This window comes from Limnothrix sp. HT2024 (assembly GCF_059138625.1).
Map to the genome: position 1 here is coordinate 3,576,238 of NZ_CM181121.1, position 14,659 is coordinate 3,590,896.

Sequence of the window (14,659 nt, forward strand, 5' to 3'; positions counted from 1 at the left end):
GGGTTGCCCAAATGCAAAACTGATGGCAGAATGGCATCTGCCGAACAGAACGGCGCAAGGCGGCATGGCCAAGTGGTAAGGCAGAGGACTGCAAATCCTTTACCCCCAGTTCGAATCTGGGTGCCGCCTTCATCTAAAACCTAATAGCAGCAAGCGCGACAGCCTTTGACTAAATCGAAGGCTGTCGCGCTTTTTAAGGTGCAAATTAAGGTGGGAAATTAAGGCTTAAGGTTTGGGGTTTTGCCAGGCCCGATCGAGGTCGTCTTCTGTCAACCATTTCTGATAGATGCTGCAGTGAACTTTGGGGCTGTGTCCCATCGATCGCGCCATTGCGTCTATCGATTTACGGCCGATGCCCCTGACTGCGTAGGCGTGGCGTAGGGAGTACGGCGGAAATGGGACTTTCAGCCGTTTAAAGGCTTTTGTTACCCGTTGCCCGAAGGCGGCGCGGCTTATGCCGGAACAGTTGGGCCGGCGGACGTTCCGCAATCCGAGCCGATCGGGCCAGTCGGGATGAAGGGGGTAGGCCAGGCGCGGGCCGGTTTTGCCTTCCAAAACCCTGAGCCGGGGGTAGGGGTCGAACTTGCAAAATTTCAGCTCACCGGGGCGTAGTCCGTAAGTGGCGAGCATTCCGAAAACCCAGCGCCAGTCCTCTGGATTGATGCGCTCCCAGATCGCCAGGATTTCCGCATCGGAAGGGATGCGGCGCTCTTTCACCGTCTCCGGGCCGTAGTTGCCCCGGTAGGGTTTGAGGTCGATCGCCAGTCCGGCGAATCGGGCCAGGGCCTGGTAGGCCAGGCAGACACGGCGACGGGTGCGGGTGTCGGGGCTGGTGGTTTTAACTGCCTCCAAAATCGCGGTGGTGGTTAGTGGCTCGTAGGGGTGGAGCCGGTTAAAAGGCCCGGCATAATCCACCTTCCAGGTGACCTCTGTACTGGGGTTTTTGGGGCGGCGGGCCCAATAATCCGCCTCAAACTTTTCGATCCAATCGGCGCTCAGAAGGGCTTGATCGGTGGAGGCTGATCGCCACAGTGCCCAGTCAAATTCGCCGGTTTGGAGCTGCTGGCCCAATTCCCGCGCCCGCCGTTCGGCCACCTTGAGGGCTTCGGGGTTGGCGGGCAGTTTGAGGGACAGCTTTTGTTGATGCGGTTCCGCCTTTTTGCTGCCGGGGGCGGGGGGGAGTGTGGCCTGGAGGTAGAGGCGATCGCGCACCAGGACGATCGCCACTCTGTAACCGTCTCGCTTCAGCCGCCCGTTGCTCTGCGAAATTGCTCCTTTGATGCTGATGCTGCTCATCAATCAATCCTTAGGCTGGGCGGTAGGTCGGCGGCGGCGCGGTCAACTTCTGCCCAATGGGCTAGCCAATCTTTGACCCATTGTTCAAATCCCTGGGCCATGTTGCGTGTTCGTTCTACGAGTTCGCGGGTGACGGGGCGGGACTCGTCGCCCCAGTGGTCTCGGACGGCGACGGCTTCGGTTTGCAGGTGTCGCAATTGTTGATGTAGCTGTTGGGCGGTCATGACTGGATGAGGTCGAGTAGGTTTAGCTGGCCCTGGCGTTCCAGGGCGATCGCGCGTTTGGCGGCCATCGCGCCGGGGCGAATGTCCATGCGGCAATGGCAGACCGTGCATAGTGCCCGAAGGTTTTCGGGGCGGCAATCTTCGGGGCGGTGGTTGAGGTGGGCCACTGTGAGGACAAAGCGCCCGACCTTGGGGACTGCAACCGGCCCAATCCCTTTACCCTGAACGAAGTCGTAAAGGCTTTCGCGCCAGTGCGGATCGTCGTAAATGCGAAGGACTAAGGCTTCCTCGCTTTCGCCAGGGCGGCGGCAGGGGCGGCCGCAGTCCTGGCATGTCCAGTTCGCGGACTCTTTGATTTCTCGGGCGATCGCTTCCCAGTCTTTGGGGTAAAGATGGCGTTGCATCGGCATGGCTCACACCAGGGTTAGTTGGTTGGCGACTGTGCGGCGGTAGTTGCTAACCCAGATTTCGGGCTTGCGGGACTTGGATAAGCCATAGAACTTGGTGCAATCGGTGATGCAGTAGCCAGCACCGAATAGCTGGCGATTTTCGGGGCAATCGTCCAAGGTGGCGAGCACGTTGTGCTTGCACAGGCCGATCGCTTGGCGGAACCGGGCCCAGTCAAACTGCTGATGGTCGAGGTAGAGCTTTTTATCAGCGGCTTGACGGTAGGGCGGATCACAAAAGATGGCGACGGGGCGCTTTTGGTCGAGCTGTGGAAATGCGAGCAGGTGGCTGTAGTCAACACTGGTGATCATCCAGCGCTGGACGAGCGGGATTGTGGCGCGTAGTTTGGCGATCGAACTCGCGGTGAATCGCCCACGGTTGGGGCTGATGCCGCCAAAGTCACCCAGTCCGCCGAAGGTGGAGCGGTTGAGCACGAACCAGCCGATCGCTCTCAGGGTGGGATCTTCGGAGGCTCGGAGTTGCCCAATTTCTCTGAACAGGGCATGAGTGTCTTGTGCCAGAGGAAGCAGTTGCTCGGCTCCGTCGGCCAGGGGATCGCCGTTGACCTTGAGTTGTTGCCAAAAATTCGCCACGTCTGGGTTTAGGTCGTTGACCCAGACGAACATGGATGGGCGGAGAGCGCTAAGCCTCAGGGCGACGGAACCACCGCCAACAAAAGGCTCACGGTATTCCGCCACATTTTTGCTGAGATGAAGGGCTGCGGCGATCGCCTCGGACTGATTGGATTTGCCACCGGGATAGGTCAGGGGGGACAGGGACATTAGGCGACCTCCTGGGCTTGGACGGGATAGCGGTAGCTGAGGACGTGCAGGCAGCGGGTGGGCACGATGTGGTGTGTGCCGTCGCTGTCGCGGATGGTGCTGAGTCGGCCGCCTTTGGGCTGGTTCAGCAGGTCAAAACTTTGGAATTGCCAGCGGGCATCGATCGCCTCTTGCCAGTGTTTGACGGCGCGCCAGGCCTCCCACTGCTCGGGGGTGCGATCGCCCTCCGTACCGGCTTCGGCTTCGGCAGTTCGCAGTTGGGCGAGACAATGGGCCTGCCATCGGCTGGTGTTTAAGATTGCCCGATCGCCCGGCAGTGGGAAAAATTCCCACCCCACAAGCAAGTCATCAAAGGGAGCTGCGGCGGGGTCGGTGGTGCTCGCCAGGGTGACCCGGAATCGATCGGCCTCATCAATCCAGCGATCGAGTACCAGATGCGGGGCAAATCGCCCAAGGGTGGGCGCAAAAAGTAGGTCGTCAACCCGTGGGTGGGTTGCGGGGTCGTTGAGCTGAAACATCAGTAGCTACGGCGCTGGCCGTTGGCGGTGGTGTTGATTTCTGGGGCAGGTTGGGGCGTGGGTTCCTGGGGCGCTGGGTCGATCGCGTCCTTGAAGGCCAGGCCGGAGAGGAAATAGCCGGAGCTGTCGCGGCCCTTTGCGACCCGGGGAAAAAGCTGTTGCAGCCGCGCGGGGAGCTGGTTTGGGGCTTTGACGTTCTTATCGCGGGGGTTGGGCTGGTCAAACCACTGGCGATCGGTCTTGCCGCTCACGCTGGTCTCAATCACCAGGGTTCCGTTGGCCACATACCAGTCCTGTAGACGGCTCCAAACTTCGGTGAGATAGGTTTGGTGGCCGGGAGCTTCGACCAGCCCCGCATCATTACAAAAGGCGTATAGGTGTTCGGTGCGTTCCCTCGTTTCCTCCATGGCCCGTTCAGTGCTGCTGAAGTCGATGCCGTCGCGCATCAGGTCAGATAAAGCCTGTAACACGCGGTTGAGGTAAGCCGGTAACACGCTGGAAATGACCCATTCGGGGTCATATTTGAAGCGCGGTTCGGCCTTCAGTTGCCCCATGGCGGGGATAGCGCGATCGCCGAAGGTTTTCTCAAACCGGATGATGCTGTAGCGGGTTTTGATGGCTTCCAATGCCCCGCTGATTTGCGGCGGGTCGTTGATGTTGAACAGGAAAATGGCTTGCGATATCCCTTCCTTTTCGTCCTTGCCCTTGCCTTCAAAGCTGAGGGTGTCGCCGGTGATGGCTTGCTTCAGCGCCTGGAGCTGGTCGAGTTTGGTGCTGCTGTAGTTTTCGGGCGACCAACTGATCCGCGCGCCTTCCAGCTTGGCGATCGGGAATTTGCGCCCACTGTCGTATTGCATCCAATCCGCAAAACTCGTGCTGGCCATGCCGGTGCGGCCGTAGAGTTCGGCGGTGACTTCGCGCAGGGTGTCTTTACCGTTGCTGCCTGTACCCTGCAACAGCAGGGCGCGAATGGTGCGGCCCAAGTAGCGGCGGACGGTGGCCAGGTCGAGGGAAGCGGCGATCGAGCGAAGGAAAATTTCGCGGGCGGCGGGGTCGAGGCAGGCGAGCATCCGATCGCAGGACGTGGGGTCGGCGTTGGGCCGATATTCCGCACGGCTGCAAAAGGTAAAAAGCCGCTTTGGGCTATGGGGTTTCAGTTGCCATCGTGGGGTGCGATCGGTCCAGGTGATTTCCAGGTAGCCGTTGGCTAGGTTCAGTCCGCCTGCGGGGTTGATGTTTCGCAGGTCGCATGAGGTTTTGCTCTTGGCCCAGGCCAGCACTTGGTTGGCATAGTAGGGCGTGGCGTATTTGGTGGTGGGAATTTCGTCGCCGCTTTCCTTGTCTTTGACGTAAACCACATGGTTTTCGAGAAAGCGGGCGATTTTGGCGATCTCGACTTCTTCGGGCGATCGCTCGTAGTATTTGCCATTCCAGCGGTGCAGGTCGCCGTTGATGCAAATCCAGGGGCCGGTGGGGGCGTATAGCGCCTCAAAGGCTTCCTGTACAAAGGTTTTTTGGGTTCCGTCCGGCAGTGCTGGGAGTCCTGTGGATAGGTCGTAAGTTCCTAGGAGTTTCAGCCCGGCCTGTTGTTGCTCTTTTTGGTTTTTGATGCGTTGCCAGCCGTCTTTGCGCCAAATTTCAAAAGGCGCGGCTTGCCCCATAAGGTTTTCGAGGGCTACTTGGCGATCGCCCTGTAGGCTGGCCAGCCAATCATCAATCCCCTTGGGGGCGTTGGGGTGATCGGAGTACCAGTCGAGGATCGAGACAACGCAGCCAGCCTTAGAGAGGTAGCGACCCAGCCGATCGAGCGCATAGAACACGCCCGGTTTTTGCACCACGTCGCCGTCAAAGGCGAGGTAAACATGCCGCCCAACGCCGAAAAACGGCGCTAATTCGATCTTCCAATCGCAAGTATCCTTTTTATGGGCTGTCCAGACTCCGGGAATGCTGATGGCGGCCTGTCCCTGAGACAGGAGTGAGCCTGCTTTTTTGGCCCCTTCGGTTAGGATTAAGGGGTGGAGAGCGTCCTGCTGGATTTTTGGCCAGTAGTCAGGATTGCCCAAGTCCAGGAAAAGCGGGCTAGATTCCGAGCCTTCGGAGTTAACGTACTTGCGGGGCTTGGTTCCCGGCTCTGCCCTCTTGGGGAGATAAGGCGTGTCCGGTTTAAACTGTGCGCCGGCCGGGGTGGGAAGCCCGGTTGCAGGGTCAACGCCTGAAACGGCCCAGCCTGGCCCGCCGTCCCAGGTTTTCCAGCGGCGCTGGGCCTCGTAATTCAGGAGCTTTTTGATCTCGCCGGGATCGTCAAGGCTGCGAACGTTGAGGCGTGTGATCGTCTCGCTAACCCCTGACGCTGCCCACTCGGCCAAGTGCTGAGGATCCAGCTTTGGCGGCGCGTAAGCGTAAGTTGCAGGCATGTTTTTTTTTCGGAGAGGGCGGAAATTGCTACATTGCTACACAAAAACGCCCGAAACTCTCTCTAGATAAGCGCTTTAGCGATCCGAAACTGCTACACAACTGCTACACAACTGCTTCACTGCTACACAACTGCTTCACCGGGCGATGTAGCAATGTAGCAATCATGTAGCAGTCAAAAAACTGCTACATTCCCGAAAAGCCTTGAGGGGTAAGGGTTTGGCTATTGGGAATGTAGCAATGTAGCAATTTCGAGGTTCTGCAAAAAAAAAAGAGATTTTCGGGCGGTGAACTTAGAAGGGGATTTGGTTGAGGTCGATCGGGTAACAGTAATCAACCGGGTAGGATTCCTGCCAACCTGCTTGATCGATCGGGTGGTGGATCTCCGGCTTTTGCCAGTAGTCGATCGTGATGTCCACATGCCCGGGCCAGAAATCGACCCGGAAGCGGAGCAGTTGCAGGTCTACGATCCGGTAACTCCAAAAATCGGGGTCGTGAACAGCCGTCCGAATCCAATCCCAACACCAGCACCAGAGCAGGTTGAGCCAAGATTTAGCGTCCATGGTGAAGTCCCAATAGGTGGTATTTCCCTGTCCGGCGGATCTTGCGGCGGCGGCGTGGGGGTTGGGTGGGCCGATCGAGCGGCTCCCCAAAGTCGGAAAAATTGAAAATCGGAATCAGCCTCAAACCCGAGTCGATCGCCAAAACGGCGGTGTTGGCCGTCCTGGAAATCACCAACAACGTGGCCAGGCACTGGGTCAGCAGAATTCGCTGATGGCGGTTGGGCGCGGGGCAGAGTCGGGGCAGTGCGTCTCGGATGTCGGCCGACATCCGCCCAATCAGCTCTAACGTTTGCCGGATTGGGTCGATCGGGTGACTAGCAGGGCGCATACCGCCTCCGATCGATTGCAAAGTTTGGGTAGCCCTTTTCCCGCACGATCGATTCCAGTTGATCGAGCTGGGCTGGACTGAGGGCGGTTTCGTTGGTGATCACGTCCAGGTGGGAGGCAATCCGCCACAATGCGTCGGCGGCTAGGACTGTCCTGCCCTGGGCGAGGCTGAAAACGTAGGCCGCGACCTGACGTTGGACAAAGGGATCGGCGTGGTGATTGCGGCGACTCAGGTTAGTCATGCTGTTCACCCCACGCGCGATCGACTACCGGGAGGTTGCGCTCCCAGTCGGTCAAGGGGTTTTTAGTCCAGGTCAGCGGCTCCCGATGCCTACGGGTGTAGCCGTGCGTGGGGGTTTCCCACAGACGTTTTGCGCCTAGTTCGTCGGCGGCTTGGCGTAGGAAGTTGGCGGCGAGGGTGTGTTGCCCTCGGTTCTTGGACTCATGGGCACGGAGGTAGCTATTCATCTTGCCAGCCCTCCAGTGCCGATAACTGGGCGAGCAGCCCGGCCGAAGCTTCGGGAAGAAGGGCATCGATTTGGCTGATCAGAAGCTCGGGGGAAACCGAGCTAGCCCGATCGATCAAAGCGGCCCTCAGCAGCCCGCGGTCATGCTGAATCTGTAACTGTTGCTGCCTGACAATCCGCAGCAACCGAATCGAAAAATCACTGAGCTGTTCAACTCGCAGCTCCAGGCGGCCGATCCTGGTATCTTGCCCCCCTTCCGACGCGGTTTCGGGAGGGGCTTGTAAACTTTGATGCATCGCAAAGAGCCTGAAAGAAAGGTCTTTCGTTGCCGGTCAGCGCGATACCCTTACAATCTTCAGTAGATACACGCAACGGTTGCAAAGCGAGTCTACGGATTCGTGGGTATCTAATGCACTGGATGGGTGTCCGCCCACCCAGTGCAACTAGGTTGTTGACCATCGACAACCGTTACAGTCAAAAGCTACGGGTAGCCGTTACAGGTAACTGTTACGGTTTTTAGTGTATCATGGCTACATCCACTGTCAAACCAAAACTAGCCGTGTGTGACCTCCGCGCAAGAACCGGGCTAACTCAGGCCCAGTTTGCAGTTGCAATTGATGTTGGTGTTAAAACCGTAGGAAACTGGGAGAGCGGAAAATTCGCTAGTCAGCGTTTCACTCTGAATCAGATCAAAAAACTCATGGATCTAACCGGTGCAACGTTTGACGAAATTTTTGCGGCCTTCAACCCGTCAGAGCAGCCGGAATAAACCACAACATCTAGCCAACAGAACCTACCCAATCTCCTGGGTAGGTTCTGTTTTTGTGACCTCGATCGCCGCCTACGATCCCCTAACTCGGTAGAGTCCTGTGAGTGTTGGGATGCAGCATGAAAACCGCCCTCGCCTTTTTGCTCACTGCATTGATTACCGGCTGTGGATCTGACGGCCCCGTCGTTTGCACCGGCAGCAACTGCGATCGCCGTCAGGCAGACTTCAGTAACCGCAAGATGGCAGGCTCAAACCTCAGCCAGGGTTACTTCGAGAAGTCGAACTTTTCAGGAGCTGACCTCACCGGCTCCAATCTCGCCGGTGGCGACTTTCGGGACTCCAACTTCACCGGAGCCAACCTCACCGGAGCCAATCTCAGCGGTGAAGCCTACCTGAAAGGCGCAAACCTCAGTGGGGCAAACCTCAGCGGCGCAGATCTCACCAATGCTCGCCTAGACGAAACCGATCTCACCGGGGCTAACCTCAATGGGGCCAACCTCGCCGGAGCCATGCTGAACGATGCCACCGGCGTAGATTTGGCCGGGGCGAAACTCTGCAAAACGCGCCTCCCCGACAACTCAGAATCAGGCTGCCCCTAGGAATCTTTTATGCAAGTCGCTGCATTCTTGCTCTGGTCTCTCCTGGGGTTGGCAGTGGGCTGGGCGGGAGCCGTGGCCAAAGCCGCCCTACTCGCCAACGATCCGGGATGGGCCGACCTGTTTTACCTGATCACCCTCGCGACTTGGGTCGTGGGTCTGTTCCTGGGCGCACTGCTCCTGGGGGCACTGCTGCGAGTCGGCCGCCTGTGGCTTCCGCGATCCGTTTTGGGTTGGGCGGGGGCCCTGTCCGTGCTGTTTTGCGTCGCCGCCGACTTAACCGGCGACTATCTGCGCTGGCGGCCCCAACCCGGCCAACCGTCCGGGATTACCGGATGGTTGGGGGACTACGCCACCCGTGAAACCCAGGTCTATAGCCGCCGTGCCGGTGGCCATGCCCCCCTGCCGCAAATCGCAGTGGTCTTGATTCAGGGGCTGCTCACCGGGGCGATCGTCATACCCACCAGCGCCAAACAGGGCCACGGACATGGGAACGATCGCTAAGATGTGGCCGCGCTTGCGCTTGTCAACACAACACAGACGAAACCGCGATCAACCCTGTGGGGCGATCGCGGTTTTTTTGTGGAAGCTGGTAAGGATTACTTGCTAGTTGCGCCCACGCTCACGGGCGATTGGAGCGCCTCAACTTTGGCGATCAACTCCTCAATCGCCTGCTTGATAACCTGCTCCTGGGCAAAGATCCCCGCCTGGTTCAGGCGAGCCTGGAGGCTCATCTGAGCAAGGGTCTTGGTTACTTGATCTTCCGTGGCCGCAATCCCCGCCGCAGCCCTCAACAGCAGCAAGATCCCGTCACCGTCAAAATACGAATAGACCCCCTCAACCGCCCAGCCCAGCCCTACCGCTTCGTGGCGAGCGTCTCCGTCCTCTTCCGCCAGTAGGTCAGCAAGACGATTTTTTAGCCCAGATTCCTCCAGGAGGGACGCGACGGCCTGAGCGAGGGTTGGATTGTCTTCGCAGTTGACCACCACAGCGTCCAGCAGCACGGCGATCGCATCGATCGGTGTAAGAGTCCCAAGGCTAACCGCGTTGTAGACAGCGGCCTCAATTGCCCAGTTAGCGAAATCTGTTGCAGTAGCCATAGTTTTTATCCTGTTCTAGTTCTGATTCAGAAATTCCAGTAACTCGGCGCGGTTGGCGTTGCGAGCCGTTTTCAGCCCCCGATCGCGGGCTAACTGTCGAAGCTGGGCCACGTTGTAGCCCGCCCAATTCGTAGCCTGTACAGACTCGCCCTCGATGGCGGTTTCCTGTGCCGGTCGCAGCGATTGTAGCCAGGCGATCGGGTCGGGCTGCTGGTCAGCCCGACGGGCGATTTCCGTCAGCGCCTGATGGAACGCCTTTGGGAGTCGAATCGTTGCCGATGGGGTGTTTTTCCACTTGGCGGCCCATGTCGTTGAGGTTTTGCCGCCAAACCCCTCGGGGCGATCGGCTCCCTGTGCCCACCAGCGCCGATCTTCCTTATCTTGTTCTTCAGTCATAGCCCGTAACACGCTTCAGTTGCTCTCGATACTAAGCCTGTCACTGGCAAATGTCAAGCCAGTGACAGGCTTATTTCTAAATCAGGCTCAATTGCTGGACTTGTGGCTTGGGAGCGAGCGAGCGAACGCTTGTCACTCTCCCAAACAAATCTCGCTGAATCGCTACCGACCTGGGAGTAGTGATCGGCTCAATCGGGCCGTCAAACTCCCACAGCCCCAGTGAACCGCGACAGGGAACCGGTTTAGACCACGGACGCGGATCGGTTAGCTTCCATCCGATCGGGCCGATCCACCACGGCGAATCAGCAGACTCTACGCAATCCCGCAAAGTAACCGACCCCAACACCATGCCCATCTGAGATTGCAGTTCAGCAAAGCTGGGAACCTCAATCCCAAGCGATCGGATAAATTCCACCGATTGTTTAAACTCAGTCCGGCTCACGGTTTTCGAGGAATGGATCAAAAGCGGGCCGCGAAAATCTGTAGCCCAGGATCGATTCTCGATATCCTTACCAGCCCACAGAATTGCCCATGCCCACGGCTGCTTCACTGTCAGAACTTTCATGGCTTGAAACGGATAAATTGCGCTGGCAAAATCCCAGCCAATAGGAGCCGTAGCCCCTATTGGTGGGAATTAACCAATCAGAGTTAGGCGAGCGAAGCAGGCAGCAGCTAGGGTGATTTGCCCTAGACGGGAACCACAAATCACAAGATCACCAATCACTGAGGTTGCCTTGATTTCCAGCCCATGGAATAGCCACTGGCTGCCCTCAATAACTGGGAAATTTGCACCATTCACACCGTCAACAATCTGGACAATGCCTTGCTCAATTCCGTCAGCAGGGATCACCTTGAAGCACGTCTCTTCTTCTAGCGCCACCGTCCAGCTTTCTTGCTCAACCGATTGCACAACCGCGTAATAGCAATCGCTGGAAGTTGTCACCTTGATTCGCTTGCCAGTTAAGTCTTGCATTGCCTGTTACACGCTTTAGAATGCTCTTAGCCTATAGCCTGTTACGGGCAAGTGTCAACCCCTAGCGCCAAAAAATATTTAGCCTGTTACAGGCTTGACAATAGCCCGTAACAGGCTTTATCTTTAAAAGCGAGCAATAGCTAACGCGGTTCGGCATTAAGGACACGGGCTAAATAGCCTGTGAACGGGTTTAAGAACCTATTGCCAGCGTTGATAGACAGATATCAATGAAGCAGCGAATCAAGAGTACCGGCCGTATCTCTTGAGACTAAGCAGATTTGCTGTTGGGTAGTGCCTAGGAGCTAACCCGCTAACGCTCGGAAAATAAGCAAACAAAACAAACAAACCACTAAACAAAATGAGCAAGCGTAAGAGTCAAGGCAAGCGAAAACGAAAACAGGTTAGAGACTTCAAAAACTACGATCTAAACGGTCGCGAGTTAGCAGTTATTTCGCTCAACGATCTACACGTTGACCCGGAACGATTCCAATACAAACTAAGAGCCGGTCGCGACGGTAGCGTTAACAGCTTGGCTGGGGTTTCTGCATGGTCGTTTGCAGCGGAAAGCGTCCTAGATGTGTGGCGAGATTTTGACGGCAAAATTTACGTGGTCAACGGCCACAACCGGCTAGCCCGTGCCAAACAATTAGGCGTGAAGAATTTGCCCTGTAAATTTCTGAACGCGGTTTTCTGGCAACAAGCTAGGGAACTGGGGGCGATCGCCAACATTGCGGCCGGTTGTGGCACGGCCCTGGATGCGGCACGGTTTTTTCGGGATGGGCATTGGGACAGAAACCGGCTTAAGCGCTATGGGATCCGCCTATCGCAGTCCGTTGCGGCCGATGGATGGGCGATCGCTCGCCTCTGTCCTGAACTGTTCGATCGGGCCCTATCCGGCTCAATTTCTGAGAAACGCGCGGCGATCATCGGATCGGCCGGCCTAACCGCGTCGCAGCAAATCGCCCTAGCCACGGCGATCGATCAACGTGAATCAGCCGGTAAATTTTGCACCGATGACACGGTTCGAGAGCTTGCAGCATTGGCCAAAGTTTCGGCCACCGAAACGGTAGAACAAACCACCCTGTTTGGTTTTGAGTGTTTCGAGCGCTCCCTAATTTTTGAAACGGCTGAAGTCCAGTCCGCGATCCGGGCCCAACTGTCAGGCGATCGCCGTCTCTACCGGGCCGCCGTCCGAGGCGCAGACACCTTGGAATCAGCCAGCGTGGCCACGGTGGACAGATCGATCGGTGAATCATTGGCCGATCGGGCCAAAACCGCTCTAGAACAGTTCAACGCTGAAAAGCTGTTGGCTGGCCCCATTGCCCAAGCTGTCCAGCAAGCCGCCGAACAAATCGCAGCGGGCCAGCCCAAAAACAGTGCGATCGCCCAAGCCTATGAGACCGTGTTGGAATTGCTGGCATAAAAAAAGAGCCGATCGGTATATGACCCGATCGGCCCTCGACAAACTTTCACCCTCTCTCGATACAGCGCTTCAGGGCTAATTCAAAGGCTTGCCGCGCTTCTAAATCAGCCGGGTTCAAAAACCACGCCTGCAAGGCCAAGGAAACCTGTCTAACAGCCTCGTCTGTAGTTTCCTTCATATCGTCAGTACGATATCTAGCCGATTGCTGTTCTAATTCTAGTATCCTATTACGTTTTTCGTCTATCAACCGCTCGACTACGCCGCCAAAACCTTCATCGCCCTGAATCTGAGAGTTAATCCAGTCAATGAATTCAGGCGTGTAGGTGGCGGTCTTGCTGATGCGGCCTTTTGCTTTTCGTCCCATCTCTATATCCAATCACGATTCCCAATAACTCGACAAGTATTAAGGTTTTTGCATGATGATATTGCATATCTCATGACGATTGCGCTATAGTCTCAGTGCGATCCACACCGAGATCGCACCGAAAACGCACCAACTTTGCACCAACCCAAAAACCCATGGCTAAAGGATTTGGGATCGATCCTCCGGCTGATTCGCAGCCTGATCGCACTGAACCCACACCAACTTCGCACCACGTCCGCATCACTTTCGCACCATCCAGCACCGAGACCACACCAACTTCGCACCAGCCTGCATCACAGCCCCCCTACACCGGGACAGAGCTAGCCAAGTTGCTGGGATGGCCGGACTCCACAGTCCGAAAACGGTTTAAGACCGTGTTGCTGCTGGTCACCAAAGGCGCTTTGACCGAAGACGAACTGATCCAAGACGATCGCTACACCGAACGGGCCCGCCACTTGCTCGAAAGCCTGGGCGCTGCCCTCAGCGAAGATCGCATGGCTGGCCCCCGCTGGGTCAAGCAGCAATCGGAAGCCCTGAAAACCTTTGTCACCATGGCTCAGGCGGTTCCGGTGGAAGTCATCCAGGATGAGGCTGGTTATTCCGGAGCGATCGAGCTTTACCAAAAGCAAAACGCACAGCTCTCGACTGAAATCGGAGACCTCACCGAAGCGGTGCTAACCGACGTACAGGCCTTACGCGCCCAGTTTGTGCAATTCCGCCAGCAACGGCGACAGGCGATCGCACAGCAAGCCGCTCAGGATGCGGTTGAAGACTTTAAGGTCTACGAAGCCACCTATGCCGCCACTGCCGGAAGCCTTACGGTGGCGGCGGGAAACGCCTCAGTCGCCTAACCGCTTGGTGGCGACGAATTTGGAAACGATGAGAGCCGGGGGGATGGCACTCCCACACCGGCTCGGTAAATCCCTCTACAGGATCCCCTACTATGTTCGGTCTTTTTAAACGCATTGACGAGCCTCGCGCCCAAAGTTACGAGGAAATCCGAAAGATTCACCGCAGGGTGATGCGACACCACACAGACGATCAGAAGCTGATCGATCGCGCAGCCACCGCCAAAGCCCGCGAAGCCAAGGGCTATCAATTGTTTGAAAGCGATCGCCGCGCCCTGGCCGAGTTCGATCGGGAATCTCGTAAGGATGCCCCGCATCCTCCGCAGATGCACGCTGATGATGATTCGGCTTGGCGGTGGTGGTGATGATCACGACTTTGGTACTCTGCCTTGCCTGCAATCCCCCTCAAGTGCCCCAGGTCTTGGATTGGGTGAGGGGCACGGGCCGACGTGGGTGGATTGACCGAATCGATTACCGGCGCTGCGATTACCGGCGCGATTACTGGTGTGGAGGCGATCGGTGATGCAGACCAGACCCACACCCCACCCGGAAGCCCCAGACAATCGCGGCTGGACTCACGTATCGATCCGTCAGTCCCCGCCACCGCCACCGCCACCGCCACCGCCACCGCCGTCCTACTATCCTCCGCCTAAATCCCCGATCGCCTACTGGGTTCCACGCCTCTTGCTGGTGCTGCTTGGCTACGCCCTTGCAATGGGGTACAGGGACTGGGAAATCCTCCAAGCCCAAAACCGCGAAGCCCTGGCCCGCCAGCAGGCGCAACAGCTCCAGGAAGCCAAAGCAGCCTACTGCAAAAGCCCATGACCGTCCCCCAGCAAAACGCCCTAGTTGCCGCCGCCCTGGCGGCCGCCTGTTTGATCGGTGGGGTCGCACAGGGCAGCGGTCACGCAATTGCGGCCGGGTTCGGATTTATCGCGGTGATTCCCACAACTCTAAACCCCCCGCCCGATAACCCACCATGAAGCAACCAAGCCTTAGACCCCACGCGATCGTCACCGGGTTAATCGTTGCCGGGTCAGTCGCCACGATCGCCCTTCACCAACAGGGGCAAATCGACCAAGCCAAGCAATCAGCAGCCGTTACGGTCGTGATTGCTGGTGTTGCTCTCGTATTCAGTCGCAATCAATAACCCA

Annotated in this window: 24 protein-coding genes and 1 tRNA gene; 10 read left to right on the forward strand and 15 right to left on the reverse strand. The window is 57.4% G+C overall.

The window, feature by feature from the left end:
* The first annotated feature begins 58 nt into the window (after positions 1 to 58).
* Positions 59 to 129, forward strand: a tRNA-Cys gene (locus tag AC2IAX_RS14505).
* A 96-nt stretch (positions 130 to 225) separates the two neighbouring features.
* Here AC2IAX_RS14505 and AC2IAX_RS14510 read toward each other — a convergent pair.
* The 10 genes from AC2IAX_RS14510 to AC2IAX_RS14555 all read right to left on the reverse strand — a co-directional run bounded on the left by AC2IAX_RS14510 (position 226) and on the right by AC2IAX_RS14555 (position 7,037).
* A complete protein-coding gene (locus tag AC2IAX_RS14510; protein WP_494388103.1) occupies positions 226 to 1,296 on the reverse strand; it encodes a site-specific integrase in 1,071 nt (356 codons plus the stop codon).
* Positions 1,296 to 1,520 (reverse strand): hypothetical protein, encoded by a 225-nt coding sequence (locus AC2IAX_RS14515; protein WP_494388104.1) that lies wholly within the window; start codon positions 1,518 to 1,520, stop codon positions 1,296 to 1,298. The genes AC2IAX_RS14510 and AC2IAX_RS14515 overlap by 1 nt, the downstream gene beginning before the upstream one ends.
* A complete protein-coding gene (locus tag AC2IAX_RS14520; protein WP_494388105.1) occupies positions 1,517 to 1,930 on the reverse strand; it encodes an HNH endonuclease in 414 nt (137 codons plus the stop codon). Before AC2IAX_RS14520 ends, AC2IAX_RS14515 begins: the two co-directional genes overlap by 4 nt.
* Before the next feature lie 3 nt (positions 1,931 to 1,933).
* Positions 1,934 to 2,749 (reverse strand): DNA adenine methylase, encoded by an 816-nt coding sequence (locus AC2IAX_RS14525; RefSeq protein ID WP_494388106.1) that lies wholly within the window; start codon positions 2,747 to 2,749, stop codon positions 1,934 to 1,936.
* Positions 2,749 to 3,267 (reverse strand): hypothetical protein, encoded by a 519-nt coding sequence (locus AC2IAX_RS14530; RefSeq protein WP_494388107.1) that lies wholly within the window; start codon positions 3,265 to 3,267, stop codon positions 2,749 to 2,751. The genes AC2IAX_RS14525 and AC2IAX_RS14530 overlap by 1 nt, the downstream gene beginning before the upstream one ends.
* Positions 3,267 to 5,681, reverse strand: coding sequence for a DUF3854 domain-containing protein (locus tag AC2IAX_RS14535; RefSeq protein ID WP_494388108.1), 2,415 nt, complete (start codon positions 5,679 to 5,681; stop codon positions 3,267 to 3,269). Before AC2IAX_RS14535 ends, AC2IAX_RS14530 begins: the two co-directional genes overlap by 1 nt.
* 291 nt (positions 5,682 to 5,972) lie before the next feature.
* Positions 5,973 to 6,242 (reverse strand): hypothetical protein, encoded by a 270-nt coding sequence (locus AC2IAX_RS14540; protein WP_494388109.1) that lies wholly within the window; start codon positions 6,240 to 6,242, stop codon positions 5,973 to 5,975.
* Positions 6,232 to 6,570, reverse strand: coding sequence for a hypothetical protein (locus tag AC2IAX_RS14545; protein ID WP_494388110.1), 339 nt, complete (start codon positions 6,568 to 6,570; stop codon positions 6,232 to 6,234). Before AC2IAX_RS14545 ends, AC2IAX_RS14540 begins: the two co-directional genes overlap by 11 nt.
* Positions 6,557 to 6,811, reverse strand: coding sequence for a hypothetical protein (locus tag AC2IAX_RS14550; RefSeq protein ID WP_494388111.1), 255 nt, complete (start codon positions 6,809 to 6,811; stop codon positions 6,557 to 6,559). The genes AC2IAX_RS14545 and AC2IAX_RS14550 overlap by 14 nt, the downstream gene beginning before the upstream one ends.
* Positions 6,804 to 7,037: a hypothetical protein gene (locus AC2IAX_RS14555; protein WP_494388112.1), complete on the reverse strand. Its 234-nt coding sequence runs from the start codon at positions 7,035 to 7,037 to the stop codon at positions 6,804 to 6,806. The genes AC2IAX_RS14550 and AC2IAX_RS14555 overlap by 8 nt, the downstream gene beginning before the upstream one ends.
* 525 nt (positions 7,038 to 7,562) lie before the next feature.
* Here AC2IAX_RS14555 and AC2IAX_RS14560 point away from each other — a divergent pair.
* From AC2IAX_RS14560 to AC2IAX_RS14570, 3 genes are all read left to right on the forward strand, one after another.
* Entirely contained in the window at positions 7,563 to 7,805 is a 243-nt protein-coding gene (locus tag AC2IAX_RS14560) for a helix-turn-helix transcriptional regulator (RefSeq protein ID WP_494388113.1), read from the forward strand.
* A 119-nt stretch (positions 7,806 to 7,924) separates the two neighbouring features.
* Positions 7,925 to 8,404 carry a pentapeptide repeat-containing protein gene (locus tag AC2IAX_RS14565; RefSeq protein WP_494388114.1) on the forward strand — a complete coding sequence of 160 codons (480 nt, stop codon included), beginning with the start codon at positions 7,925 to 7,927 and terminating at the stop codon, positions 8,402 to 8,404.
* A 9-nt stretch (positions 8,405 to 8,413) separates the two neighbouring features.
* The gene (locus AC2IAX_RS14570; RefSeq protein ID WP_494388115.1) at positions 8,414 to 8,905 is read left to right on the forward strand and encodes a hypothetical protein; all 492 of its coding nucleotides are present in this window, start codon (positions 8,414 to 8,416) and stop codon (positions 8,903 to 8,905) included.
* A gap of 95 nt (positions 8,906 to 9,000) precedes the next feature.
* Here the strand turns inward: AC2IAX_RS14570 and AC2IAX_RS14575 are convergent, their stop codons facing one another.
* The 4 genes from AC2IAX_RS14575 to AC2IAX_RS14590 form a co-directional block, all read right to left on the reverse strand.
* Positions 9,001 to 9,501 (reverse strand): hypothetical protein, encoded by a 501-nt coding sequence (locus AC2IAX_RS14575; protein ID WP_494388116.1) that lies wholly within the window; start codon positions 9,499 to 9,501, stop codon positions 9,001 to 9,003.
* A 15-nt stretch (positions 9,502 to 9,516) separates the two neighbouring features.
* Entirely contained in the window at positions 9,517 to 9,897 is a 381-nt protein-coding gene (locus AC2IAX_RS14580) for a hypothetical protein (RefSeq protein WP_494388117.1), read from the reverse strand.
* Positions 9,898 to 9,973: 76 nt separating this feature from the next.
* The gene (locus AC2IAX_RS14585; protein ID WP_494388118.1) at positions 9,974 to 10,462 is read right to left on the reverse strand and encodes an ASCH domain-containing protein; all 489 of its coding nucleotides are present in this window, start codon (positions 10,460 to 10,462) and stop codon (positions 9,974 to 9,976) included.
* Positions 10,463 to 10,531: 69 nt separating this feature from the next.
* Positions 10,532 to 10,807 carry a hypothetical protein gene (locus tag AC2IAX_RS14590; protein ID WP_494388119.1) on the reverse strand — a complete coding sequence of 92 codons (276 nt, stop codon included), beginning with the start codon at positions 10,805 to 10,807 and terminating at the stop codon, positions 10,532 to 10,534.
* A 592-nt stretch (positions 10,808 to 11,399) separates the two neighbouring features.
* Between AC2IAX_RS14590 and AC2IAX_RS14595 the strand changes: the two genes are divergently transcribed.
* Positions 11,400 to 12,293, forward strand: a complete 894-nt coding sequence (locus tag AC2IAX_RS14595; protein WP_494388120.1) for a hypothetical protein — start codon at positions 11,400 to 11,402, stop codon at positions 12,291 to 12,293.
* Positions 12,294 to 12,339: 46 nt separating this feature from the next.
* On the opposite strand, the gene AC2IAX_RS14600 is transcribed toward AC2IAX_RS14595, so the two are convergent.
* Positions 12,340 to 12,657: a hypothetical protein gene (locus AC2IAX_RS14600; protein WP_494388121.1), complete on the reverse strand. Its 318-nt coding sequence runs from the start codon at positions 12,655 to 12,657 to the stop codon at positions 12,340 to 12,342.
* A 155-nt stretch (positions 12,658 to 12,812) separates the two neighbouring features.
* Between AC2IAX_RS14600 and AC2IAX_RS14605 the strand changes: the two genes are divergently transcribed.
* The 5 genes from AC2IAX_RS14605 (at position 12,813) to AC2IAX_RS14625 (ending at position 14,655) form a co-directional block, all read left to right on the forward strand.
* Positions 12,813 to 13,508 (forward strand): hypothetical protein, encoded by a 696-nt coding sequence (locus tag AC2IAX_RS14605; protein WP_494388122.1) that lies wholly within the window; start codon positions 12,813 to 12,815, stop codon positions 13,506 to 13,508.
* A 92-nt stretch (positions 13,509 to 13,600) separates the two neighbouring features.
* Positions 13,601 to 13,870 carry a hypothetical protein gene (locus AC2IAX_RS14610; RefSeq protein ID WP_494388123.1) on the forward strand — a complete coding sequence of 90 codons (270 nt, stop codon included), beginning with the start codon at positions 13,601 to 13,603 and terminating at the stop codon, positions 13,868 to 13,870.
* Positions 13,871 to 14,027: 157 nt separating this feature from the next.
* Positions 14,028 to 14,330: a hypothetical protein gene (locus tag AC2IAX_RS14615; RefSeq protein ID WP_494388124.1), complete on the forward strand. Its 303-nt coding sequence runs from the start codon at positions 14,028 to 14,030 to the stop codon at positions 14,328 to 14,330.
* Positions 14,327 to 14,488 (forward strand): hypothetical protein, encoded by a 162-nt coding sequence (locus tag AC2IAX_RS14620; protein WP_494388125.1) that lies wholly within the window; start codon positions 14,327 to 14,329, stop codon positions 14,486 to 14,488. Before AC2IAX_RS14615 ends, AC2IAX_RS14620 begins: the two co-directional genes overlap by 4 nt.
* Positions 14,485 to 14,655, forward strand: a complete 171-nt coding sequence (locus tag AC2IAX_RS14625) for a hypothetical protein (protein WP_494388126.1) — start codon at positions 14,485 to 14,487, stop codon at positions 14,653 to 14,655. The genes AC2IAX_RS14620 and AC2IAX_RS14625 overlap by 4 nt, the downstream gene beginning before the upstream one ends.
* Positions 14,656 to 14,659 lie beyond the last annotated feature (4 nt).

Coding starts and splice junctions, on each gene's coding strand:
- AC2IAX_RS14510 (WP_494388103.1), bottom strand. CDS start 1,296: ATGAGCAGCATCAGCATCAAAGGAGCAATTTCGCAGAGCAACGGGCGG.
- AC2IAX_RS14515 (WP_494388104.1), bottom strand. CDS start 1,520: ATGACCGCCCAACAGCTACATCAACAATTGCGACACCTGCAAACCGAA.
- AC2IAX_RS14520 (WP_494388105.1), bottom strand. CDS start 1,930: ATGCCGATGCAACGCCATCTTTACCCCAAAGACTGGGAAGCGATCGCC.
- AC2IAX_RS14525 (WP_494388106.1), bottom strand. CDS start 2,749: ATGTCCCTGTCCCCCCTGACCTATCCCGGTGGCAAATCCAATCAGTCC.
- AC2IAX_RS14530 (WP_494388107.1), bottom strand. CDS start 3,267: ATGTTTCAGCTCAACGACCCCGCAACCCACCCACGGGTTGACGACCTA.
- AC2IAX_RS14535 (WP_494388108.1), bottom strand. CDS start 5,681: ATGCCTGCAACTTACGCTTACGCGCCGCCAAAGCTGGATCCTCAGCAC.
- AC2IAX_RS14540 (WP_494388109.1), bottom strand. CDS start 6,242: ATGGACGCTAAATCTTGGCTCAACCTGCTCTGGTGCTGGTGTTGGGAT.
- AC2IAX_RS14545 (WP_494388110.1), bottom strand. CDS start 6,570: ATGCGCCCTGCTAGTCACCCGATCGACCCAATCCGGCAAACGTTAGAG.
- AC2IAX_RS14550 (WP_494388111.1), bottom strand. CDS start 6,811: ATGACTAACCTGAGTCGCCGCAATCACCACGCCGATCCCTTTGTCCAA.
- AC2IAX_RS14555 (WP_494388112.1), bottom strand. CDS start 7,037: ATGAATAGCTACCTCCGTGCCCATGAGTCCAAGAACCGAGGGCAACAC.
- AC2IAX_RS14560 (WP_494388113.1), top strand. CDS start 7,563: ATGGCTACATCCACTGTCAAACCAAAACTAGCCGTGTGTGACCTCCGC.
- AC2IAX_RS14565 (WP_494388114.1), top strand. CDS start 7,925: ATGAAAACCGCCCTCGCCTTTTTGCTCACTGCATTGATTACCGGCTGT.
- AC2IAX_RS14570 (WP_494388115.1), top strand. CDS start 8,414: ATGCAAGTCGCTGCATTCTTGCTCTGGTCTCTCCTGGGGTTGGCAGTG.
- AC2IAX_RS14575 (WP_494388116.1), bottom strand. CDS start 9,501: ATGGCTACTGCAACAGATTTCGCTAACTGGGCAATTGAGGCCGCTGTC.
- AC2IAX_RS14580 (WP_494388117.1), bottom strand. CDS start 9,897: ATGACTGAAGAACAAGATAAGGAAGATCGGCGCTGGTGGGCACAGGGA.
- AC2IAX_RS14585 (WP_494388118.1), bottom strand. CDS start 10,462: ATGAAAGTTCTGACAGTGAAGCAGCCGTGGGCATGGGCAATTCTGTGG.
- AC2IAX_RS14600 (WP_494388121.1), bottom strand. CDS start 12,657: ATGGGACGAAAAGCAAAAGGCCGCATCAGCAAGACCGCCACCTACACG.
- AC2IAX_RS14605 (WP_494388122.1), top strand. CDS start 12,813: ATGGCTAAAGGATTTGGGATCGATCCTCCGGCTGATTCGCAGCCTGAT.
- AC2IAX_RS14610 (WP_494388123.1), top strand. CDS start 13,601: ATGTTCGGTCTTTTTAAACGCATTGACGAGCCTCGCGCCCAAAGTTAC.
- AC2IAX_RS14615 (WP_494388124.1), top strand. CDS start 14,028: ATGCAGACCAGACCCACACCCCACCCGGAAGCCCCAGACAATCGCGGC.
- AC2IAX_RS14620 (WP_494388125.1), top strand. CDS start 14,327: ATGACCGTCCCCCAGCAAAACGCCCTAGTTGCCGCCGCCCTGGCGGCC.
- AC2IAX_RS14625 (WP_494388126.1), top strand. CDS start 14,485: ATGAAGCAACCAAGCCTTAGACCCCACGCGATCGTCACCGGGTTAATC.